The following is a 23,209-nucleotide window of genomic DNA, read 5'->3' as shown; positions in this document are numbered from 1 at the left end:
ATTTATAGCTTAAATTCACTTCCAGCATTTAAAATCCCACTATAATACAAATAAAAGAAAACAAATCCTAAAATAATACGATAAATTCCAAAAGGGATAAAGTCGAATTTAGAAATAAATTTTAAGAAAAATTTTATAACTAAAACTGCAACAATAAAAGCAGTGATAAAACCTATGCCTAAAGGAATTAAAGAATTTGCATTGCTAAGAAGCTCAGGCTCTTTATAAATGCTATAAGCTGTAGCGATAATCATCGTTGGAATGGCAAGCAAAAAACTAAACTCAGCCGCAACTTTTCTATTAAATCCTAACAAAAGCCCACCAATAATACTTGCTCCACTCCTTGAAGTGCCAGGAATCATGGCTAAAGATTGAAAAATACCTATACAAAAAGCTTGTTTAAAGCTTATTTCTTCTAAAGAATTGATACGATATTGTTTATTTTTGTGCGCAAGTTCTATAAGAATAAGCACAACACCACCAAAAATGAGCATTCCAACCACAACCCAACCATTAAATAAAGCATTTAAGTATTTTGCCACAAAAAGCCCTATAACTCCAGTAGGAAAAAATCCCACTGCAAGTTTTAACCAAATATCAAGCCCTTGAAACAATTTACGCCAAAATACAAAAATTACCGCCAAAATAGAACCAAGCTGGATAATAATCAAAAAACTTTTCCAAAACTCATCTATATCAATACCTAAAATAGTCGTACCTAAAATCATATGTCCTGTTGAAGAAACAGGTAAAAACTCAGTCAGACCTTCTATAATTCCAAGTATTAAAGCATATAAATTTTCCATTTTAATCCTTGAATGATAATTGCAAAAGAAAAATTATATCAGAATGGATTAAATGGGGTTTTAACCCCAAAAATTAAGCATCTTTTTTAACAATACGCTTAATGAAATATAATACAACTCCCACAAAAAAGATAAGTGCTAAAAGCTCGCTATCATGAAAATTTGTTAAATTTAAAGCTAAAGGATTTTCACTACCACCCATGCTTACTGAAAATACAGTAATTCCTGCGATAATTACCCCAAAAATACTTTCACCCACTATAAGCCCTGAAGCAAAAAGCGTGCCTCTTTGCTCACAACTTGCAAGTTTTTCTTCTTTATGAGAATTTTTTGCATATTTTTTAGTTAAGTATTGCATTACAATATATTTTAAAATTCCGCCTATAACTAAAGGTATATTTACAGCAGGTGGAAGGTAAATACCTATTCCAACGGCTAAAGGTGGCAAAGACATCTTCTGTGTTCTTCTTAAAATTTTATCTATAATAATCATTAAAATTCCTACAAATACACCAAAAGCCATATAACCCCACTCTATATTGTGATGAAAAATTCCTTGAGCGATAGTACTCATTAAATTCGCTTGCGGTGCTGCTAAAGCCGATGAAGCATCCATACCTTCTCTTGGCATTGCCCCAACAAAACCATAGGCTTGATAAAGCAAATTTAAAACAGGAACTATAGCCAAAGCACCAAAAACACAGCCTACAAGTAAAGCAACTTGTTGCTTCCAAGGAGTAGCTCCGACTAAATGCCCTGTCTTTAAATCTTGTAAATTGTCATTCGAAATAGCAGCTGTAGCCAAAATAACACTAGTAGTAAAAATAGCTAACGCTACTGCAAATTTAGAAAGCATAGGATCTTGAAAAAGTTCCACACCTAAAACCAAAAAAACAATAGAAGAAATAATAACACCAATAAGTCCGATTCCAGAAATAGGACTAGAAGAAGATCCTACAAGTCCTGCCATATATCCGCAAGCTGCTGCAACAAAAAAACCTATTAAAACAGAAACTAAAGTTCCAACAAATGAAAATAGCATTTGATAATAAATGCTTAAGTTAGCATCTTCAACAAAACTATAAAAAGTAATAAATAAACCCACAACCATTAAAACAAAAAGTATAAAAATACTTTTTAAAGAAAGATCTATATTTGTTCTTTCATTTTTTTCTTGATTAGTAATTTTAACATTTTTAACAATTTCTTTAATACCTTCAATAACGGGTTTTAAAAGTTCTATTAAAGTCCAAAGCGCTGCTATAGCAATAGCTCCTGTTCCTATAAGCCTTACTTTAGAACTCCATACACTAGAAGCTAAATCTACGGCATTTTTTGCACTATCGAATTCAAAATTTGAAAGATAAGGAGTAAAAATACCCCAAGCTAAAAACATACCTACAAAAAGAGCTATAGCACCTGCTAAACCGACTAAATAACCTGCTCCTAAAAGTGCCAAAGAATATCCCATAGAAAAACCAAAAGCCATTTTATTCCAAATGAAAGCAAAATTACTCTCACTTGCAGTGAGTTTAAAACCATTGCTTAATAAACTAAAAATAGCAGCTATAAAAGAGCCTAATGCTATTTCTTTAATACCTTGTTTTCCTTTTTTATTACTCTGATCTTTATTGGCTACTTTTAAAATTTCAGCTGCGGCCCTACCTTCAGGATAAGCAAGTTTGCTTTCAACTACCATAGCCCTTCTTAATGGTATAGTAAAAAGCACTCCAAGTCCACCACCACAAAGACATATCATAAAAGTTTGCCAAAGTGGAAATTCACTCCAATACCCACACATAAAAAGTCCTGGGATAACAAAAATAACTGATGATAAAGTTCCTGCTGCTGAAGCTTGAGTTTGAACCATATTATTTTCTAAAATATTTGAAGTCTTAAAAAGACTCAAAACCGCCATGGAGATGACCACAGCTGGAATTGATGATGAAAAAGTAAGTCCCACTTTTAACCCCAAATATACATTTGAAGCTGTAAAAATAATAGTTAAAATACTTCCCAAAATCAAACCCCTTAAGGTAAGTTCTGGTAAATTTTGTTTTTTGTACATCATTTCTCCGTTTTAAAATTTACTTTCAACGTTAAAAAATATTCTTATAAGTTTAAATTTATAATTTTTCTCTAAAGCAAAATAAAATAATACAAAAAAACGCTTATATTTTTATAAATTTTTGACTCAAAAATATCATAAAACAATGAACCAATCATTGAAAAATCAAAAGTTTTTTTATTTTAATTATATTATCCCAGCTACCTCAGCAAAAATCAAGCAAATAATACTTATACCCCATATATAAAAAAAGCTTCTTTTGATATGATCTTTAATATTAACCTCTGCTAAACCGCAACCTAGCAAAGTTGCAGGCACAACAGGAGAAATAAATGTCGCACAATTTCTTGCTATCACCATGATAATAGCTATAGTCAAAGGTTCAGCGCCAAAAGCCTTAGTTACACTCAAAACTATAGGCATCACTCCATAAAAATAAGAATCTGTACAAAAAATAATTGCCATTGGAACAGCTAATATCCCTACCATCAAAGGAATATAAGCGCCTAAATAATCTGGAACAAAATTTAAAATCAAAACACCCATTTTCTCCATAATACCACTTTTATCAAATACGCCTATTAATATCCCAGCACCAATTAAAGTAATATACATAAGCATTGCACCAGCACTTGCACGATCTAAAACTTTTTTAGCTATTTTTAAATTAGGATAATTAAGCGGTAAAATTATTGCAAGTCCTATCATAAAGCAAATATAACTAGGAAAAATACCACTAATTAAAAGCCCAATAACCCCAATAGCTACAAGTAAATTTAACCAAAACCATTTTTCATTATGGTGTTCGCTTTTTTCTATATTTAAATTTATTCCCGACAAGTTACCTGCGCCTGCACCTCTTTTTATTTCTATCTTAGCAATCCAAATTGCCAAAAGAAGGGATAATACCAAACCTACAATCTGAATAGGTATAATATGGTGCCAAAGCAAATTTGCATCCATTCCTATATTAGTAGCCGCTCTTAAAGTAGGACCACCCCAAGGAATAACATTCATAACCCCCATAGCCGAAGTAATAATCAATAACATTGAAGTCTTTCTTATACCTAGACGCTCATAAATAGGTAATAATGCAGGTATTACAATAAGAAAAGTAGAAGCACCTGAACCATCTAAATGCACAGCAGCAGTAATAAAAACAGTAAGAATGCAAACTTGATATACATTAGCTTTCATTTTTGATAAAAACGCATTTAAAATTTTAGTAAAAAAACCACTTGCATTTAAAACACTAAAAAAGAGTATAGAAAAAACAAACAAAGCTGCCGTATCCGTTACGCTTTTGACTCCATCTTTAATAAAAGCAACCAATGTTTTAATATCAAAAACACCTCCTTCTTTAACCCCTAAAGCTGCACCCACGCCAAAACCAAGCTGTTCAAGAATAAGTAAAATACAAGCTACACTAATACTTACACTTATAAAAGCTAATGCTGGAGTAGCATAATCTTTTAGCAAAAGCCAAACTATCAATCCTAATGAGAAAAAACCCAATAAAGCTAAAAAAATTTCCATATCCTATCCTTTTGTATCATTTTTATTCAATAATAAAATGGATATTTTAAGTCCAACTTATATGTGTTTAAATTTATAGATTTTTGGAAAAAATATATTTTTTAATGTAACTATTTTAAACAAGAATAAAAAATAATTTTTAATTATTTTTGATAAAGTATTCACTCTTTTAAATTTACAACTAGAAGTAACGATTGGTAAATATGATAAATCACATAATCTTATCAAAACTAAAAAGTCAAAATTTTTAACTTCACATTCACTTCACTTAAAAAGTTTATAATGTTATCACTTTACATTGAAGGAGAAATAATTATGAAAAAAAGTATTTTATTTGCATCAGCACTTTTAGCTAGCTCAATGCTTTTTGCAGATAGTCTAAAACTTGAAGGTACTATTGCACAAATTTATGATAACAATAAAACCTTGCTTATTGACTCAATTTATGGCGGACAAATGGCTATAAAAGTTCTACCAAATACCGAAATAGAAATGGATGATTGTGGTATTTTTGGAACAGATAAAGATGGAACTTTTAAAGACTTAAAGGTTGGAAATTTTTTAGAAAGTAAAATTTCTTATGGAACACCTGCTACGCCAAATACTCAAGCTATTCCAGTAGCTAGAAAAATTGAAATTCAATGTTATAAAAAAGCTTATTAATATAAATCCCTTAACAAGGGATTTATAAAAATCATTCTTTACTAAACTACTTCATCACTCTTAAATAAAAATTTAAACTCTTTTTTAACAAGCAATTTATAAAATAACACTTATATTTTCATCTAAGGCAAATAATGAAAAAATGGATTTTTATTGTTTTTTGTTTTATATTAGGTTTTATTATTCATATATTTTATATAGGATACACTAACGAACTTTTATTTAATAAATTTATTAAAAACAGCAATCCTGATTATACAATTACAGATATTTACTTCAAAAAAGGTTTTTTAACCTCTAAAGGAAGTTTTACTTTAAATCACTCTCATACACAGCTTTCAACTAAAATCAACCTTAAATTTAATAATTATTTTTTCTTAAATAAAATTATAAAAGGAAATTTTACAAATCCTTTTGATTTTTTAGATGAAGTGTTAAAAAACAATAAATTAGGAACTTTTACTCTCAAATTACACGATAACAACTCTAAAATATTTCTAAATATTAAAGATATAAATTTAAGCAATGAAGGCGGAGATACCATCATAAACGGCGGATATATTGAAGCTTTAATAAATAAAAATTTAGAAATTAAAAACATTAAAATACATTTTGATATGATTAATTTTTCTCAATTTTATACTAAATTTGTATTGCAAAATTTAAATTACGAACAATTTTTTAACAATCCTGTACAATTTTATGAGTTAAATTTATTTAGTGATAGCCAACAACAAATCAACTTTGATTATCTTGTACTAGATAACAATAAAATCAATTCTTTTTATAGCAAAAACCAAGTAAATTTTAATGAAGAAAATTCAACAATAAACTTAAACATACAAGGAGAATCCAATGAAATTGATATTGATCTTAAATCTTTATTGGGTCAGAATTTAAATTTTGACAAAACAAAATTTAATATAACCATAAATAAATTTCTTAACTCAAATTTCAATATCTCTCATTTTATTCAAAAAAATCTTGATCTAAAAATACAAAATTTAATTCTTGAAAAAAATAAACAAAACATCAGTCTACAAGGCAATTTAAATATCAACAACTCTTATCAAGCAAAATTACAAGTTATCAGTTTAGATGAGCCTGATGAAATTTTTCCTTGGACAAAGGATTATGGAGGTTTAAATCAATATTTTTTAAAAGAAAATAATAACTTTTTTCTAAATTTATCTTATGATAGCTTAGCCAATCCTCAGCTAAAAATTAATGGTAGTGAATTTTCAAATATGGATTTAAATTAATGAGCCTAGCTTTGACCTTTCGCCCTGAAAATTTTGATGATATTTTAGGACAATATGAGCTTATAGAAATTTTCAAAAAATTTACTGCTTTACAAAAACTTCCTCATAGCATTTTTTTTGGAACAGCAGGTTCTGGAAAAACAACTTTTGCTAGAGTTGTAGCCAAAGAATTTGGCTTAGATTTTTATGAATTTGATGGAGGAAATTTTAAACTCGAAGAACTAAGAAAAATTTTAGATAATTACAAAAATAGTCTTTATAAACCTTTAATTTTTATTGATGAAATTCACCGCCTTAGCAAAACCCAACAAGAAATGCTTTTAATTCCTATGGAAAATTACCGTTTAATTTTAATCGGCGCAAGCACTGAAAATCCCTATTTTGTTTTAAGTTCTGGTATAAGAAGCCGTTCCATGCTTTTTGAATTTAAATCTTTAGGGGTAAAGGAACTTGAAACTTTACTCTTGCGTGTACAAGAAAAAATGAAATTTAATATTGATAAAGAAGCTAAAAATTTTCTACTTAAAAGTGCTGATGCAAGAGCTATGCTAAATTTGCTTGAATTTGTCTTGGTTTTAGATGAAAAACATATCAGTCTTGAAAATCTTAAAAAACTTCGCAACACCATAAGTAGCGAAGGTGCTAGCTCAAAAGATACACATTATATTTTAGCAAGTGCAATGATAAAAAGTTTACGTGGAAGTGACGTTGATGCAGCTATTTATTATCTTGCAAGACTTATTGATGCAGGAGAAAGTGCGGATTTTATCGCTAGGCGTTTGGTAATTTTTTCAAGCGAAGATATCGGAAATGCCGATCCAAATGCTTTAAATTTAGCAGTTTCGACTCTAGAAGCTGTTAAAAATATAGGTTATCCTGAAGCAAGAATTATCCTAGCCCAATGTGTAGTTTATTTAGCAAGCACAATCAAATCCAATGCAAGCTACAAAGCTATCAATGAAGCTTTAAACTATGTAAAAAATAATGAAGCTTTAGAAATACCTAATTATCTTAACAACAATCATCAAGAAAAACAAAACTATCTTTATCCACATGATTTTGGTGGCTGGGTAGAGCAAAAATATCTTAGTAAAAATTTAAAATTTTATCATAGCAAGGGCTTAGGAGAAGAAGCAAAATTGTTAGATAATTTATATAAATTAAAAAACCATAAAGCTTAATTTTATTATTTAAAATTTACAAAATAAATGCTAAAATCAATATTTTATTTTCAAGGAAAAAGATGATTAAAATAGGAATTTATGGCGCTAAAGGACGCATGGGAAAACAGATTGAAGAATGTTTAAAAGGCGAAACGCAAGCACAAAGTTCGATGCTTTATGATAAGGGTGGAAATTTAGAAGAACTTTTTGAAAAAAGCGATGTGATTATTGATTTTTCTTCCCCAAGTGGAACTCATGAACTTTTAAATTATGCAAGAACCATGCCTAAACCTTTGGTAATAGGTACAACAGGACTTGATGAGAAAATTTTACATTTGATGCAAAGTGCTAGTGAAGTGATGCCGATTTTTTATGCGACCAATATGTCTTTAGGTGTTGCAGTTTTAAACTATCTTGCTAGCAAAGCAAGTCAAATGTTAAAAAATTTTGATATAGAAATTTTAGAAATGCATCATCGCCATAAAAAAGATGCACCAAGTGGTACGGCTATGACTTTAGCCCAAAGTGTAGCAAAAGCTAGAAATTTAGAACTTGAAAAAGTAAGAGTAAGTGGAAGAGATGGCATTATAGGTGAAAGAAGCAAAGATGAAATTGCTGTGATGAGTTTAAGGGGTGGCGATATAGTAGGACGCCATACAGTAGGTTTTTATGAAGATGGTGAGTTTTTAGAACTTAATCATACCGCTACTTCAAGGGCGACTTTTGCTAAAGGTGCGATTAAAATCGCTATTTGGCTTAGTAAGCAAGAAGCAAAAATGTATTCAATCAATGATTTTTTAGGAATTTAAAATGTGTGCAGTTGTAGGAGTTATCAATTCAAAAAATGCTAGCACTTATGCGTATTATGCGCTTTTTGCTATGCAACACCGTGGGCAAGAAGCAAGTGGTATTAGTGTGAGTAATGGTAAAAATATTAAGACTATTAAAGCTAAAGGTGAAGTGAGTCAAATTTTTAATCCTGATAATCTAAAAACTTTAGAAGGTGAAATCGCTATAGGGCATAATCGCTATTCTACAGCAGGAAATTCAAGTTTAAACGATGCTCAGCCCATAGTGGCTACTTCAGTTTTAGGTGATATTGCTTTAGCACATAATGGAAATTTAGTCAATAAAGAAGAAGTAAGATCAAGACTTATTCAAGATGGGGCTATTTTTCAAACCAATATGGATACAGAAAATGTTGTTCATCTTATTGCAAGAAGTAAACAAGAAAGCCTAAAAGATAGATTTATTGAGAGTTTAAAAGAATGTATAGGGGCTTATTGTTTTGTTTTAGCAAGCAAAGATAAACTTTATGTTGTAAGAGATCCTCATGGGGTGCGTCCTTTATCTTTAGGCCGTTTAAAAGATGGAGGCTATATAGTTGCTAGTGAAACTTGCGCTTTTGATCTTATAGAGGCTGAATTTATTCGTGATGTTAAACCAGGGGAAATGCTTATTTTTACTCAAGGAAATGATAAATTTGAAAGCATAGAACTTTTTTCTCCAACTCCTAGAATTTGTGCTTTTGAATACATTTATTTTGCTAGACCTGATAGCATAGTAGAAGGCAAAAGCGTGTATGAAGTGCGTAAAAAAATGGGTGAAACTTTAGCTAAAAAATTTACTTATAAAGCAGACTTTGTTGTTCCCGTGCCAGATAGTGGAGTAAGTGCAGCTATAGGTTTTGCACAATATTTACAAATCCCTCTTGAAATGGCAATAGTAAGAAATCATTATGTAGGAAGAACCTTTATAGAGCCAACTCAAGAGCTTAGAAATTTAAAAGTAAAATTAAAGCTTAATCCTATGCGTAAAGTTTTAGAAGGTAAAGAAATTGTAGTCATTGATGATAGCTTGGTGCGTGGCACTACTTCTAAAAAAATAATTTCTTTGCTTCGTGCTGCAGGAGCAAGCAAAATCCATCTTGCCATAGCTTGTCCTGAGATCAAATTTCCTGATACTTATGGCATAGATACTCCAACTTTTGAAGAACTTATCAGCGCAAATAAAAATACTGAAGAAGTGCGTGAATATGTAGAAGCTGATACGCTAAGTTTTTTAAGCATAGAAGAATTAACCCAAAGCATAGGCGATGAAAGGAAATATTCTTTAATCAGTTTTGATGGAGATTATTTTATTAAATAATTTTATTTTAAATTAGGATTAGGCAAGGTTGCACTTGCACTTCCTACATTTATATTTTGAGTTGGTGGCAAAGGAGTATTTGGTGTATCAATTTGACTTAAAAGCTCTAAAGTTTGATTAAATTCAAAACTTTCTTCAGGATTTTGCCCTAAGAATTTTTGCATAAATTCTTTTTTAGAAATAGCTTCATCAAGTTCTTTATCACTTCCTTTTTGATAGGCGCCGATGCGAAGCAATACTTCATTTTCTTTTAAAAGCGAGTTTAAACGCTTAAATTTTCTTGCCCAAAGTTTATGCTCAGGACTTATAATATCGCTCATTACCCTTGAAGCGGAGTTTTGTATATTGATAGGAGGATAAATTCCAAAGTCTGTTAATTCACGACTTAAAACAATGTGTCCATCTAAGATAGAACGACTTTGATCGGCGATTGGATCACTCATATCATCGCCATCCACCAAAACGGTAAAAAAGGCCGTTATAGTGCCTTTACCTTCTTCTTTACCCGTTCTTTCCATGAGTTGAGGCAAAAGACTTAAAACACTTGGTGGATAACCTTTGGTTGTAGGAGGCTCCCCAAGAGCTAGTCCTATTTCTCTTTGCGCCATAGCAAAACGTGTTACACTATCCATGATAAAAAGTACATCTTTACCTTGTTCTTTAAAGTACTCTGCCACACTCATTGCGCAAAAAGCACCGTATTTACGCATTAAAGCACTATCATCACTTGTAGCAACAATAATCACTGTATCATCGAGCTTTCCACCTAAATTTTTTTGTATAAATTCAGGAATTTCACGCCCCCTTTCTCCTATGAGTGCCACTACTTTTATAGGAGCTTTGGAATTTTTAACTATCATTCCCATAAGAGTGGATTTTCCCACTCCGCTTCCTGCAAAAATACCAAGTTTTTGCCCTACACCACAAGTTAAAAGTGCATCTATGGTTTTAACCCCAACAGGAAAAACTTCTTCTATAAGCCCTCTTTTCATCGCATCAATAGGTGCACGCATTATAGGCATATATTTACTTACTTCTATAGCTCCTTTACCATCTTTTGGACGCATAAAAGGATCTACTACCCTGCCTAAAAGTTCATCGCTAACGCCTATTTGCATACCTGCATCACTTATGAAAGCACGATCGCCTATTTTAAAACCTTCTATAAAAGAAAAAGGGCTTAAATAGCTAAATTGTTCTTTGATTTCTACAACCATAGCTAGAGTGTTTAAATTTTCATTTTCATTGGAAACTAACTTCACTATATCTCCAACCCCTGTTTTAAGCCCACGAATTTCTATACTTGTAGCAGAAATTTTTGTAATCTCTCCAAAAATAGCACTTAAATTTTCTTTACCAAGTTTGGAACGTAGTTTTTCAAGATTCATTAAAATCTTACCTGTTTAGCAGAGTTTATGAGAGAAAAAAATTCCTCTCTAGTTTTTTCATTTTTCAAGAAAATTCCACGCAAAGCTGAAGTTGTAGTGGTGGAATTAGCTTTTTGTACTCCACGCATTTCAACACACATATGTCTTGCTTCTATGACTACACCCACACCTTTTGCATCGACATTTTCCATTAAAGCTTGTGCGATTTGTTCGGTAAGTTGTTCTTGAATTTGAAGTCTTCTTGCAAACACTTCTACAAGGCGTGGAATTTTGCTTAAACCTACTACTTTTTTATTAGGGATATAGGCTACATGAGCACGCCCAAAAAAAGGTAAAAGATGATGTTCGCAAAGACTGTAAAATTCTATATCACGCACCAAAACCATTTCATTATTAGAGCTTTCAAATAAAGCATTATTTAAAATATCTTTGACATTTTGCGTATAACCACTAGTAAGAAATTCATAAGCTTTAAAAACACGATTTGGTGTTTTAATCAGTCCTTCACGATTTGGATTTTCTCCTATAATTTCAAGCATAGTTTTAACACAATCTTCAAATTTTTTTTGCAAACTTTTCTCCAAAAATATTTTTATTATTTTAATAATAATGTAATATTGCAATTTTATCATAAATTACTTTAAAATTTTATGCAAGTAATAAGGAAAAATTTGCTATGATTGAAAGCAAATTTTATTTTATAAGGAAAAAAACTATGGAAGTAAAGGCAAAGCAACTAGATTCTGTTAATGCGACTGCTAGTGTAAAAATTCCTTCAGGAATCATTAAAAATGAAGTAGAAAATTTAGCAAAAAAAGCTTCTAAAAGCGTAAAAATGGATGGGTTTAGACCAGGAAAAGTTCCTGTAAGTGCTGTGCTTAAAAGATATGAAAGAGAACTCACTCAAGACGCGGAACAAAATCTTTTTAAATCTGCTGTAAATAGTGCTTTACAAGAACTTAAAAAAGAAAGTAAAGAGCTTGTAGGTGAGCCATATTTTGAAAAATTTGATCGTAAAGATGGAGAAATTATTGCTGAGTTAATACTTTCTTTTAAACCTGAAATTAAACTTGAGGGTTATGAAAAACTCATCCCTGAATATCAAACTCCAAAAGTAAGTAAAAAAGAAATTGATGAGAAAAAAGACGAACTTTTAAAGCGTTTTGCTACTCCTGAAGCTATAAAAACAAAAAGAGCTTTAAAAGAAGGTGATTTTGCAAAATTTGATTTTGAAGGTTTTGTAGATGATAAAGCTTTTGAAGGTGGTAAAGCTGAAAATTATGTTTTAGAAATTGGTTCTAAGCAATTTATTCCAGGTTTTGAAGATGGTATGATAGGAATGAAAATAGGTGAAGAAAAAGATATCAAAGTAACTTTCCCTAAAGAATACGGTGCAGCGCATTTAGCGGGTAAAGATGCGGTATTTAAAGTAAAACTACATGAAATTCAAGAGCTTAAAATTCCAGAGCTTGATGATGAAATGCTTAAAAAACTTTTACCAGGAGAAGAAAAAACTAGTGTTGAAGTTTTAGATGAAAAATTAAAAGAGCAAATCAAAAATGAAAAACTTTTTAAACTTGTAAATGACGAATTAAAAGGTAAATTTGCAGATGCTTTGATTGAAAAATATAATTTTGATTTACCTAAAGGGATAGTAGAACAAGAAACTGATATGCAAATGCGTGCAGCTTTTAATACTTTTAGTGAAAAAGAAATTGAAGAGCTTAAAGCAAGTAAAGAAAAATATCAAGAAAAACGTGATTCTTTTAAAGAAGAAGCGCAAAAAAGTGTAAAACTTACTTTTATTATTGATGAGCTTGCAAAATTGCGTAAGATTGAAGTAAATGATCAAGAATTGATCCAAGCGATTTATTTTGAAGCATATCGCTATGGTATGAATCCAAAAGAGCATTTAGAAAACTATAAAAAACAAGGAGCTTTACCTGCTGTGAAAATGGCTTTAATTGAAGAAAAACTTTTTAATGATATTTTTATGCCAAAAACAGAAAAATCGGAAAAAGCGAGCAAAAAAGAGAAAGAAGATAAATAATGTTTATTCCTTATGTTATTGAAAAATCCAGTCGTGGTGAAAGAAGTTATGACATTTATTCACGCCTTTTAAAAGATAGAATTATTATGCTAAGTGGCGAAATTCATGATGAACTTGCTGCTTCTATCGTAGCACAACTTCTTTTTTTAGAAGCTGAAGATCCTACAAAAGATATTTATCTTTATATTAATTCTCCAGGCGGTGTCATTACAAGTGGTTTTAGTATTTATGATACTATGAACTATATCAAACCTGATGTTTGTACGATTTGCATAGGACAAGCTGCTTCTATGGGAGCATTTTTGCTTAGTTGTGGCGCAGAAGGAAAACGTTTTGCTTTGCCTAATTCACGCATTATGATTCATCAACCTTTAGGTGGAGCTAGAGGTCAAGCCACAGATATTGAAATTCAAGCTAAAGAAATTTTAAGACTTAAAACTATACTTAATGATATTTTGGCAAAAAATACTAAGCAAAAAGTTACAAAAATAGCAAAAGATACAGAAAGAGATTTTTTCATGTCAGCACAAGAAGCTAAAGAATATGGACTGATTGATAAGGTTTTGGAAAAAAGTTTTAAATGATTTCTTTGGAGATCATTTAAAACAAAGGTTTTTTAATGGTTAGAAAAATTATCACTTATCCTAATCCTAGACTTTTTTTAAACTCTGAAATTGTAAATAAATTTGATACAGAACTTCACACCTTGCTTGATGATATGTATGAAACTATGATAGCAAGTAATGGAGTAGGTTTAGCAGCTATTCAAGTGGATATTCCTTTGCGTGCTTTACTTGTGAATATTTTTGATGAAAATGATGAACAAAAAAAAGAAGATTTGCTAGAGATTATTAATCCTGAAATTATTCCTTTAGATGAAGAAATGATCACTTGCACAGAAGGGTGTTTGAGTGTGCCAGATTTTTTCGAAGAAGTAAAACGCTATAATCATATCTTACTTAAATATCAAGATCGCTTTGGAGAATTTAAAGAGCTTGAAGCAAAAGGTTTTTTAGCTGTGGCCATTCAACACGAAAATGATCATTTAAATGGACATTTATTTATAGAAAAAATTTCTTTTGCTAAGCGTCAAAAATTCGATAAAGAATTTAAGAAAAAGAAGAAAAATCATAAAAAAGAGAAATGAAAAAACTAAAGTGCATAAGCTTTCATGAAGGCTTAGACATTATAGAGGTAGAATCCACTTTTACAAGAGGTTTGCCAAATTTAAGCATAGTAGGACTTGCAAGTGCAGCGATTAAGGAAAGTATCGAACGCATCAAAGCCACGCTTTTAAGTTGTGATTTTGCTTTTCCTGCTAAAAAAATTACTATCAATCTTAGTCCTTCAGGCATCCCAAAAAAGGGATCGCATTTTGATTTGGCTATTGCTTTATTAATCCTTTTGCAAAATGAAGAATTAGATGACTTTTTTGTAGTAGGAGAATTAGGACTTGATGGAAGTATTAAAAGCACAAATGAGCTTTTTTCTTTACTTTTGTTTCTCTCTGCTAAAATTAAAAAAGCTAAAATCGTTGTTCCAAAAAGCATAGCGCAAAAAGCTTCCATGATACCAAATTTGGAGGTTTATGGACTTGAAAATTTAAATGAAGCAATAGAGTTTTTTAAAGAAAAAAATTATGAAAATTTTCACTTCTCGCACAATCATCCTTTATTTACAAACCCTTTGCAAATAGAAAATGAAATTTTTTTACAAAATATGGATTTTAAACTTGATTTTAAAGACATCAAAGGGCAGGAAAAGGCTAAAAGAGCTTGTATGATAGCTGCTTTAGGTATGCATAATATCTTATTTGAAGGAAGTCCAGGAAGTGGTAAAAGTATGTGTGCTAAACGCCTTGTTTATATCATGCCTCCTCAAAGTTTAAGTGAAATTTTAATGCAAAATGCTTATATGTCTTTAGATTCAAAAGATTGTGAATTTACTAAAATTCGTGCTTTTCGTCATCCTCATCATACTTCTACAAGAGCAAGTATTTTTGGCGGAGGAACAAAAAATGCTAGAATTGGAGAAGTCGCACTTGCAAATGGTGGAGTATTGTTTTTTGACGAATTTCCACATTTTAACAAGCAAATCATAGAGAGTTTAAGAGAGCCTTTAGAGGATCATAAAATTCATATTTCAAGAGTAAATTCCAAAATCACTTATGAAACAAAATTTAGCTTTATAGCTGCTCAAAATCCTTGTCCTTGCGGAAATTTATTTTCTAAAAATCTTTCTTGTGTTTGTAGTGAAAATGAGATTAAAAAATACAAAAATCACATTTCAGCTCCTATTATGGATAGGATTGATCTTTATGTAGCTATGGATGAGATTAGTAAGGATGATAAAACAAGTATAAGTTCTAAAGAAATGAGTGAAAAAATTTTGCAAGCTTTTATTTTTGGTAAAAAACGAGGGCAAAAAGAATTTAATGGGAAATTAAAAGATGAAGATTTAAGTCGTTTTTGTGTATTGGAAAAAGATGCTAAAGATACGCTAGATTTAGCAATTTCACGTTATAATCTTTCTTTGCGATCGCTCAATAAAATTTTAAAAGTTTCAAGAAGTATAGCGGATTTAGAACAAAGTTTTAATATTAACAAAACCCATATTTTAGAAGCTTTAAGCTTTAGAGCAAGGAGTTAAAATGGAAAATAAAAGTATAGCTATCTTTATAGATGCAGAAAATATCCCTGCAAAATATGCTAAAAGTATTTTTGATATCGCTTCAGATTACGGAGAGGTTATCATTAAACGCATTTATGGAGACTGGACTCAAAAAAATATACAAGGTTGGAGAGAGCAAATTGCTGAATATTCTTTAATCGCTATGCAACAATTTAATTTTGCAGCCAATAAAAACTCAAGCGATATGTATTTAATCACTGAAATCATGTCTATATTTTATGAAAAAAACATAGATATTTTTGTTATTGTTTCAAGCGATAGTGATTATACTTCACTTATTCAAAAATTAAGAGAAAATAAAAAACAAGTTATAGGAATGGGGCTTGAAAAGTCTATAAAATCCTATGTAAATGCTTTTAGTGAATTTTTTTATTTAGATAAAGATAAAGAAGATATTTTAAGCAAGGATTATTTAAGAGCTTTAATCAATATCACCGAACAGCTCATCGATGAAAAGGGGCGTGCCGAATACGCACTAATACGCACTAATATGAACCGCAAATACTCGGATTTTCATCCGCAAAATTATGGTTTTAAGAATTTTCGTGCTTTGATCCAGAAATTTTTACCTAAAATGAAAAAATTTGAAGAAGAAAGAGAAAAAAATATATATTTTTTGGTGAAAAAAGATTATGAAAGCTATTATTGATAATATAAACATTTTAGAACAAAATACTATAAATAAAGGCTTAGATGAGCTTATTTTAATGGAAAATGCGGGATTAAATTTAGCCAAACTAATTAAAAAAGAAGCTAAAAAAATCTGCATTCAACGCAAGATTAAAAAAGTAAAAATACTTTTTTTATTAGGCGGGGGTAACAACGCTTCAGATGGCTTGGTGGCTTTAAGAAATTTAAAACACGCTAAAGCTTATAAAATAGGATTTAAAGAAAATACGCTTTTTAAAAAACAAGAGCAAATTTTACAAAATTATGCTTTTAAATTTTGTAAAAAAGAACCCAATTTTAAAAAATTTCATATTATTATTGATTGTATTTTAGGTACAGGCTCAAATCGTTGTTTAGATGAAAAAACAAGTTTAATAATTCAAAAAGTTAATCAAAGCAAGGCTTTAAAAATAGCTTGTGATATGCCTACAAATTTGGGATTTTATCCTTGTTTTAAAGCTGATATTACACTTTGCATGGGAGCTTTAAAGGAAATTTTACTTGAAGATTTTGCTAAGGAATTTGTAGGAAGGATTAAAATAGCCAATTTAGGCATTAGCTCTAAGAAATTTTACCCTAATTCTCAAGCTTTTTTGCTTGAAAAAAAAGATTTAAAAACTATAGATAGAAAAATCAACACTAATAAAGGAAATTTTGGCCATATTTATATAGTTGCCAATGCAAGCGCTGGAACTTTAGCAGGACTTGGAGCCTTAAATTTTGGAGCAGGTCTTGTTTCTTTAGTAGCACAAAAAAGTTTCTCACCTCTTTTGATGTTAAAAGAAAAAATTGAAAATAATGCAAGTGCTATTGCTTTAGGTATGGGGCTTGAAAATTTGGATTTTCTAAAAGATGAAATTTTGCAAAACACTCCTTTGATCTTGGATGCAAACTGCTTTTTAAGTGAAGCTTTGCTTTGGTATTTAAACAGAAAAGATGTTGTTATAACCCCTCATCCAAAAGAATTTATAAAACTTTATAAAATGTGCTTTGATGAGGATTTAGATATAGAAGCATTGCAAAAAAATCGCTTTTTCTATGCTAGAAAATTTTCGCAAAATTATGATTGTGTTCTTGTTTTAAAAGGAGCAAATCCTATTATTGCGCAAAAAGAAAAATTATTTGTTGTAAATTTGGGAAATCAAGCCTTAGCTAAAGGTGGGAGTGGAGATGTTTTAAGTGGAATGATTGCTGCACATTTAGGTTTTGGTTTTAGTGCTTTAGAAGCAGCAAAAAATGCTACTTTAGCTCATGGGCTTGTTGCAAAAAAATATAAATTTAATAAAAATAGCTTTGACGCTTTAAAACTTATCAAAGGATTAAAATGCTTGTAAAATTAGCTGTACTTTTTAGCGGAAATGGAAGTAATTTAGAAAATATTTTAGAAAAACTTCATAAAAAAACCATAGGGGAAAATACCTATGAAGTAGTACTTTGCCTTTGCAATAAAAAAGATGCTTTTGGTATACAAAGGGCAAAAAAATTTGGTCTTGATACTGTCATTGTTGATCATAAGGCTTATAATACTCGTGAAGAATTTGATACGATTTTAGTACAAAAAATCAAAGAAAGTGGAGCAAATCTTACTGTATTAGCAGGTTTTATGAGAATTTTAAGTCCTGTTTTTACAAAAAATATTAAAGCGATCAACCTTCATCCTTCTTTATTACCCCTTTTTAAAGGAGCACATGCAATTAAAGAAAGCTATGAAAGTGATATGAAAGTGGCTGGCGTGAGTGTGCATTGGGTCAATGAAGAACTTGATGGTGGGATGATTATAGCTCAAAAAGCTTTTGAAAAAAGAAATTTGAGTTTTGAAGAATTTGAAGAAAAAATTCATAGCCTAGAACATGAAATTTTACCCTTAAGTGTGATTGAAATTTTTTCTTAAAGAATTAAAGGCATTTGCTTTAAAACTATAAAATATCGCTTTAAAAAAATTTTAAAATTTTCAAGGAAATTTATGTTTGAATGGATATTTAGTATTGATGCTTGGATTACTTTAGCTACTTTAAGTGCTCTTGAAATTGTACTAGGGATAGATAATATCATTTTTTTAGCTATTTTAGTAAGTAAACTACCCCCTGAACATCGCGATAAAGGACGTATCTTAGGTTTAGCTTTTGCAATGATTACAAGAATTTTACTTCTTTTGTCTCTTTTTTGGGTGATGAAACTTGTAACACCTTTGTTTAGTGTATTGGGCAATGAAATTTCAGGTAGAGATCTAGTTCTTTTACTAGGTGGGCTTTTCTTGATTGTAAAGTCTATTAAAGAGATTAAAGAGCAAATTTCTCATCAAGAAGAAAGCCAAAGTCATTTTAAAGCAAGCAATAAACTTTGGATAGTTGTAGCTGAAATTGCTGTGATTGATATAGTATTTTCACTTGATAGTGTTATTACCGCAGTAGGAATTGCTCAAGATGTAACCATCATGATTATCGCTGTTATTATCGCAGTAGCTGTGATGCTTTTTGCTTCTAAACCTATAGCAGATTTTGTTGAAAAATATCCAAGCATTAAAATTTTAGCCTTAGCCTTTTTGGTGCTAATAGGCGTAGTTTTAGTTGCTGAAAGTTTTGATATTCATATTGATAAGGCATATATTTATACTGCTATGGCTTTTGCTTTAGTGGTGCAAATTTTAAATATTTTAGATCAAAGAAAGGAAAAAAATGGCTAAAGACGCTAATGGAACAGAACTTAACGCAGGTGATAGCGTGAGTGTAATAAAAGATCTTAAGGTTAAAGGTGCAAGTACAACTTTAAAACGTGGAACTACTATAAAAAATATTAAGCTCACTTCTAAAGAAGGTGAAATTGAGGCTAGAGTAGATAAATTTGGCGTTATTGTTTTAAAGACTGAATTTTTAAAGAAAATCTAGGCAAAGAATGTGCGAATCTTACTTGTTTTAAGAGGGAATTATTACGCAGGACAAGAAGAATTTATCAAAAATAATAAACTTCAAAATTATACACTTGATTTAAATGCTTTGCGTCTTTTATCAGGAAGCGTTAAAAATATAGTCAGTGAATATAAAATTTTAAATGTTAAAAATGATGAAGATTTGAGTAAAATTTTACTCAAACTTCTAGAAATGCGTATGCAAAAAGGTGAGTTTTGCATCATAAACGCTTACAATGAAACATTAAAAATTTACAAAGACTTAGCTAAACAATATCGCTATAAAATGTATGTTATTGTTTTTGATAGCTCTTTAAAACAATGTCAAGAAAAAAATCTTTTAGAAGCTAAAAAAAATGGATATATCATCCCTTATGCTCTTTTGGAAAAAACTCAAGATTTACTCAAAAAAAATCCAAAAAAATATCCAATTTTAGACTCAAATGACTGGAAAAAATGTCTTTACCAAATGCCAAATTTAAGTAAATATAAAAAAATTCATCATATAGGAGATTTACAAGGTTGTTATAGTGTTTTAAAAGAATACATTAAAACAATCAAAGAAGATGAATTTTATATATTTTTGGGAGATTATATCAACAGAGGTATAGAAAATGGCAAAGTAATAAAATTTCTTTTAAAAATTTGCGAAAAAGAAAATGTATGCTTATTAGAAGGAAATCACGAAAGACATCTTATAAAATGGGCTAATGGAGAATTGTCAAATTCCAAAGAATTTAATGAAAATACTTTAAAGGATTTTAGAAAAGAAAAACTTACTCCAAGAGATGCTAGAAAACTCTATCCTCATCTAAAAGAATGTTTATACTACAAATTCCAAAATAAATTCATATTTTGTTCACATGGAGGAGTAAATTTTATACCCTCCAAACCTGAAAAAATAAGCTTTATACCAAGCCATGATTTTATTTATGGTGTAGGTGGATATGAAGACAGTCAAAAAGTGGCAAATCAATTTTGTAATTTCACCTCGGACAATCTTTATCAAATCTTTGGACACAGAAATAAAGAAAAACTTCCTATGAAAATAGCCAAAAGGGTATTTTTATGCGAGGGTAAAATAGATGATGGTGGATATTTACGCGTAGTTACACTAGATAAAAAAGGTTTTGAGTGTATAGAAATTAAAAACCAAATTTACAAAAAGAAATAAGCCTAAAGAGACTTATTCTTCATCTTTATTGGTTTTTTTAACCACCTTAACACGCTCTATAGAATTCCCATTCATTTTTTTAACTTCATAGTAACAAAGTTCATCTTCAATGCGATCTCCTACCATAGGTAAGCGTCCTAAAAGATTAAATACATATCCACCTATAGTAACTTGTTCTAAATCCTCATCATAGTTTATTACAAGCATTTCTTCAACAGTTTCTATATCGCATCGTCCTTGAAATTCATAGATATTTTCAGCAAGTTTTTTATAGCTGTCTTCTTCATGCTCGCTTTTAATTTCACCAATAATTTCTTCCATGATATCTTCCATGGTTAAAATTCCAGCAGTTCCACCATACTCATCAACTACTAATGCAGTATGAGAGCGTTCTTTATTCATCATTACAAGTACTTTTGAAATGCTGATATTTTCAGGAACCAAAATCAAAGGTTTAACAAAAGTATCTAAATTTTGACTTTTATGGTTTAATTCATTTTGTATTATATCTCGTATGTGTATCATCCCTAAAATAGTATCTTTAGAACCGTCAATATAAGGAAAGCGAGTATGTTTATATTCACAAATGATTTGCATATTTTCTTTGTAACTTTTTTGTTTATTTAGACAAATCATATCTTTTCTAGGAGTCATAATCTCTTTAGCAACAGTATCTGAAAAATCAACAGCATTGCGTATGATCTCTGTTTCAAATTCATCTAAAACTCCACCTTTTTGACTCTCACTTGCTATGATTTTAATTTCTTCTTCGCTATGAGTTAGCTCGCTTTCTTTAGCAGGTTTTATTCCAAAAAGTTTCAAACTTATAGCTGCTAAAAAATCGAAAATTTTAATACAAGGCAAAAAGAGTATCCAAAACCAATGAAGCGGTCTAGCTATAAATAAAACCGCTTTATCCGCAACTGCAATAGCTATACTTTTTGGCACAAGTTCTCCTAAAACCACATGTAAAAGAGTAATAATGCTAAAAGCAATAATAAAAGCTATAGTATGGATAACAACAGTGTTAAAACCAAGATTAATAAGCGGAATTTCTAGCATTTTTGCAATAGCAGGCTCACCTATCCAACCAAGAGCTAGAGAACTTAAAGTGATTCCTAATTGACAAGCACTAAGATAAGTATCAAGTCTTGAAGTAACCTCCAAAGCTTTCTTGGCACCAGCTTTTTTTTCTTTTACCATCTCTTCAAGCTTGGAACGACGTACTTTAACAATACTAAATTCAGACAAAACAAAAAAACCATTTAAAAACACTAGAGCAAGTGCAACAACAACCATAAGTATAGAATATCCTGCATCAAAAGATGCTGTAGAAGTTTGGTTTAAATCCAAAACCTGACTGGGGTCCAATGAAGCTCCTTAAGAAATAAAATATTATTAAACCTTATTATACACAATTAAAAGTAAATTTAATATTTGAATTTTTTCTTGTATTTTATAAGAAAAAACTAAGACTTATAAGAAATATTTTTCTCAAATTCTTTTAAACGCTTATATATACTTCTAAGTTGAGTGATAGTTGTCCAGTTTGTGATAAAAACACTAAAAGAGCTTCGTACTTGATCAAAAGCATTGTTAATCTGCATTACAATACCAAGTCCTATAGCTCCAGCAAAAAGCCCTGGTGCCATGATTAAAAATGGCACTATAACTATCATTTGCTCAAATAAAATGAGCCAAATATTAAAATATCCATAATGTAAAAAAAGTCTTTTATAGTTAAATTTAAGCCCTGTAAAAAGCTCTATCATAGTCTCATTTTTAGCGTATTCTTTGCGATTATCCTCAGCATAAACAAGCTCTTTTCTAAAAGCTGCTTCAGCTTTTTGATTGTTATATTCAAGTCCAGGAAGTTTAATACCTACAAACCATGACACAACCAAGCCTCCTAAAGAAATCAAAAGTGCAACATAAACAAGCAAACCATCAATATTTTTTAAAAAATAAAAAGAAGAATTTTCGCTTAAATTTGCAAATAAAGCTTTACTCACAACATCACTTAAACTCCATAAAATCGGAATAAATGCTACAAGGGTCATCAAAGCTTTTATAAAACTAAGTCCTAAACTCTCTACGATTTTGGAAAAATTATAAGTATCTTCTTGAATTCTTTGCGAACTTCCTTCTATATTGTCATCTTTATTTTTCCAAAATTTTAAATAAGAAAAAGTCATAGCCTCACGCCACTTAAAAGCATAGACACTAGCAAAATAGATATTAATCGTAGCGATTAAAACATAAGGAATAGCAATAGCCAAAAAAACTAAAATCAAAGCATAAAAATCATTTGCTGAATAATTTGGCTTTTCAATCATAGCCCTAGAGTTGAAAAAATATTCTAATAAATTTTGATAATAATACAATGCGCCTTTATTGATAAAATTAGCTTTTTGGAAATTTTGCTCAGCTCTTTGATTAGCCTCTTGGATTAAAGTGGCATTATTTTCGAAATTAGTTTCTATTTTTTGCGTAGAATTAGAATCCAAAAGTTCTATTTTTGGCTTTTGTAAAACATTGTAAAAATCACTATACCATGAATTTATAGCAACATTAAGACTTGTTTGAATAAAAAGAAAAAATAAGAGTAAAAAAAGTCCTAAATAAGCCCATAAAGCCCATTTTTTACTTTTAAAAAATGAAGAAAACATGCTACCACCTTTTAAAA

The 23,209-nt window shown here is 30.2% G+C and carries 22 protein-coding genes; 15 read left to right on the top strand and 7 right to left on the bottom strand.

Annotated elements, in window-relative coordinates:
- Positions 1-2: 2 nt before the first annotated feature.
- The 3 genes from AJN58_RS07905 to AJN58_RS07895 all read right to left on the bottom strand — a co-directional run bounded on the left by AJN58_RS07905 (position 3) and on the right by AJN58_RS07895 (position 4,410).
- Positions 3-806 carry an undecaprenyl-diphosphate phosphatase gene (locus tag AJN58_RS07905; RefSeq protein WP_002860630.1) on the bottom strand — a complete coding sequence of 268 codons (804 nt, stop codon included), beginning with the start codon at positions 804-806 and terminating at the stop codon, positions 3-5.
- 73 nt (positions 807-879) lie between these two features.
- A complete protein-coding gene (locus AJN58_RS07900) occupies positions 880-2,877 on the bottom strand; it encodes an OPT family oligopeptide transporter (RefSeq protein WP_074470014.1) in 1,998 nt (665 codons plus the stop codon).
- A 183-nt stretch (positions 2,878-3,060) separates the two neighbouring features.
- Positions 3,061-4,410, bottom strand: a complete 1,350-nt coding sequence (locus AJN58_RS07895) for a CitMHS family transporter (RefSeq protein WP_070233478.1) — start codon at positions 4,408-4,410, stop codon at positions 3,061-3,063.
- 315 nt (positions 4,411-4,725) lie between these two features.
- Between AJN58_RS07895 and AJN58_RS07890 the strand changes: the two genes are divergently transcribed.
- The 5 genes from AJN58_RS07890 (at position 4,726) to purF (ending at position 9,646) form a co-directional block, all read left to right on the top strand.
- On the top strand, positions 4,726-5,073 hold the full coding sequence (locus tag AJN58_RS07890; protein WP_002915799.1) for a hypothetical protein: 348 nt from the start codon (positions 4,726-4,728) through the stop codon (positions 5,071-5,073).
- A gap of 134 nt (positions 5,074-5,207) precedes the next feature.
- Entirely contained in the window at positions 5,208-6,335 is a 1,128-nt protein-coding gene (locus tag AJN58_RS07885; protein WP_002915802.1) for a hypothetical protein, read from the top strand.
- Positions 6,335-7,516 (top strand): replication-associated recombination protein A, encoded by a 1,182-nt coding sequence (locus tag AJN58_RS07880; protein ID WP_057036093.1) that lies wholly within the window; start codon positions 6,335-6,337, stop codon positions 7,514-7,516. Before AJN58_RS07885 ends, AJN58_RS07880 begins: the two co-directional genes overlap by 1 nt.
- Before the next feature lie 62 nt (positions 7,517-7,578).
- Positions 7,579-8,307 carry a 4-hydroxy-tetrahydrodipicolinate reductase gene (dapB, locus tag AJN58_RS07875; protein ID WP_070233479.1) on the top strand — a complete coding sequence of 243 codons (729 nt, stop codon included), beginning with the start codon at positions 7,579-7,581 and terminating at the stop codon, positions 8,305-8,307.
- Between the two features lies 1 nt (position 8,308).
- Positions 8,309-9,646: an amidophosphoribosyltransferase gene (gene purF / locus AJN58_RS07870; protein ID WP_070233480.1), complete on the top strand. Its 1,338-nt coding sequence runs from the start codon at positions 8,309-8,311 to the stop codon at positions 9,644-9,646.
- Positions 9,647-9,648: 2 nt separating this feature from the next.
- Here the strand turns inward: purF and fliI are convergent, their stop codons facing one another.
- Together fliI and folE are read right to left on the bottom strand one after the other, a co-directional pair.
- The gene (gene fliI / locus AJN58_RS07865; RefSeq protein ID WP_002854283.1) at positions 9,649-11,034 is read right to left on the bottom strand and encodes a flagellar protein export ATPase FliI; all 1,386 of its coding nucleotides are present in this window, start codon (positions 11,032-11,034) and stop codon (positions 9,649-9,651) included.
- Entirely contained in the window at positions 11,034-11,606 is a 573-nt protein-coding gene (folE, locus tag AJN58_RS07860; RefSeq protein WP_002880936.1) for a GTP cyclohydrolase I FolE, read from the bottom strand. The genes fliI and folE overlap by 1 nt, the downstream gene beginning before the upstream one ends.
- Before the next feature lie 143 nt (positions 11,607-11,749).
- Here folE and tig point away from each other — a divergent pair, with 143 nt between their 5' ends.
- From tig to AJN58_RS07810, 10 genes are all read left to right on the top strand, one after another.
- Positions 11,750-13,084, top strand: coding sequence for a trigger factor (gene tig / locus AJN58_RS07855; RefSeq protein ID WP_070233492.1), 1,335 nt, complete (start codon positions 11,750-11,752; stop codon positions 13,082-13,084).
- The gene (clpP, locus tag AJN58_RS07850; protein ID WP_002861003.1) at positions 13,084-13,668 is read left to right on the top strand and encodes an ATP-dependent Clp endopeptidase proteolytic subunit ClpP; all 585 of its coding nucleotides are present in this window, start codon (positions 13,084-13,086) and stop codon (positions 13,666-13,668) included. The genes tig and clpP overlap by 1 nt, the downstream gene beginning before the upstream one ends.
- Positions 13,669-13,703: 35 nt before the next feature.
- Positions 13,704-14,231 (top strand): peptide deformylase, encoded by a 528-nt coding sequence (gene def / locus AJN58_RS07845; RefSeq protein ID WP_002861002.1) that lies wholly within the window; start codon positions 13,704-13,706, stop codon positions 14,229-14,231.
- Entirely contained in the window at positions 14,228-15,733 is a 1,506-nt protein-coding gene (locus AJN58_RS07840) for a YifB family Mg chelatase-like AAA ATPase (protein ID WP_070233481.1), read from the top strand. Before def ends, AJN58_RS07840 begins: the two co-directional genes overlap by 4 nt.
- A 1-nt stretch (position 15,734) precedes the next feature.
- The gene (locus AJN58_RS07835) at positions 15,735-16,424 is read left to right on the top strand and encodes an NYN domain-containing protein (RefSeq protein WP_070233482.1); all 690 of its coding nucleotides are present in this window, start codon (positions 15,735-15,737) and stop codon (positions 16,422-16,424) included.
- A complete protein-coding gene (locus AJN58_RS07830; protein ID WP_070233483.1) occupies positions 16,408-17,778 on the top strand; it encodes a bifunctional ADP-dependent NAD(P)H-hydrate dehydratase/NAD(P)H-hydrate epimerase in 1,371 nt (456 codons plus the stop codon). Before AJN58_RS07835 ends, AJN58_RS07830 begins: the two co-directional genes overlap by 17 nt.
- Positions 17,769-18,335 carry a phosphoribosylglycinamide formyltransferase gene (gene purN / locus AJN58_RS07825; RefSeq protein ID WP_002870679.1) on the top strand — a complete coding sequence of 189 codons (567 nt, stop codon included), beginning with the start codon at positions 17,769-17,771 and terminating at the stop codon, positions 18,333-18,335. Before AJN58_RS07830 ends, purN begins: the two co-directional genes overlap by 10 nt.
- Before the next feature lie 72 nt (positions 18,336-18,407).
- Complete coding sequence (locus AJN58_RS07820) at positions 18,408-19,127, top strand: TerC family protein (protein ID WP_002851673.1); 720 nt, start codon at positions 18,408-18,410, stop codon at positions 19,125-19,127.
- A complete protein-coding gene (locus AJN58_RS07815) occupies positions 19,120-19,329 on the top strand; it encodes an alkylphosphonate utilization protein (RefSeq protein ID WP_002857271.1) in 210 nt (69 codons plus the stop codon). The genes AJN58_RS07820 and AJN58_RS07815 overlap by 8 nt, the downstream gene beginning before the upstream one ends.
- Positions 19,330-19,338: 9 nt before the next feature.
- Entirely contained in the window at positions 19,339-20,523 is a 1,185-nt protein-coding gene (locus AJN58_RS07810) for a metallophosphoesterase (RefSeq protein WP_070233484.1), read from the top strand.
- A gap of 12 nt (positions 20,524-20,535) precedes the next feature.
- On the opposite strand, the gene AJN58_RS07805 is transcribed toward AJN58_RS07810, so the two are convergent.
- Together AJN58_RS07805 and AJN58_RS07800 are read right to left on the bottom strand one after the other, a co-directional pair.
- Positions 20,536-21,894 (bottom strand): hemolysin family protein, encoded by a 1,359-nt coding sequence (locus tag AJN58_RS07805; protein ID WP_070286469.1) that lies wholly within the window; start codon positions 21,892-21,894, stop codon positions 20,536-20,538.
- A 98-nt stretch (positions 21,895-21,992) separates the two neighbouring features.
- Entirely contained in the window at positions 21,993-23,192 is a 1,200-nt protein-coding gene (locus tag AJN58_RS07800) for a putative transporter (protein ID WP_070210606.1), read from the bottom strand.
- Between the last annotated feature and the right edge of the window lie 17 nt (positions 23,193-23,209).

Source organism: Campylobacter sp. BCW_4321 (genome assembly GCF_001763075.1).
GTDB lineage: Bacteria > Campylobacterota > Campylobacteria > Campylobacterales > Campylobacteraceae > Campylobacter_D > Campylobacter_D jejuni.
This window is presented reverse-complemented; position numbering and strand designations above follow the sequence as displayed.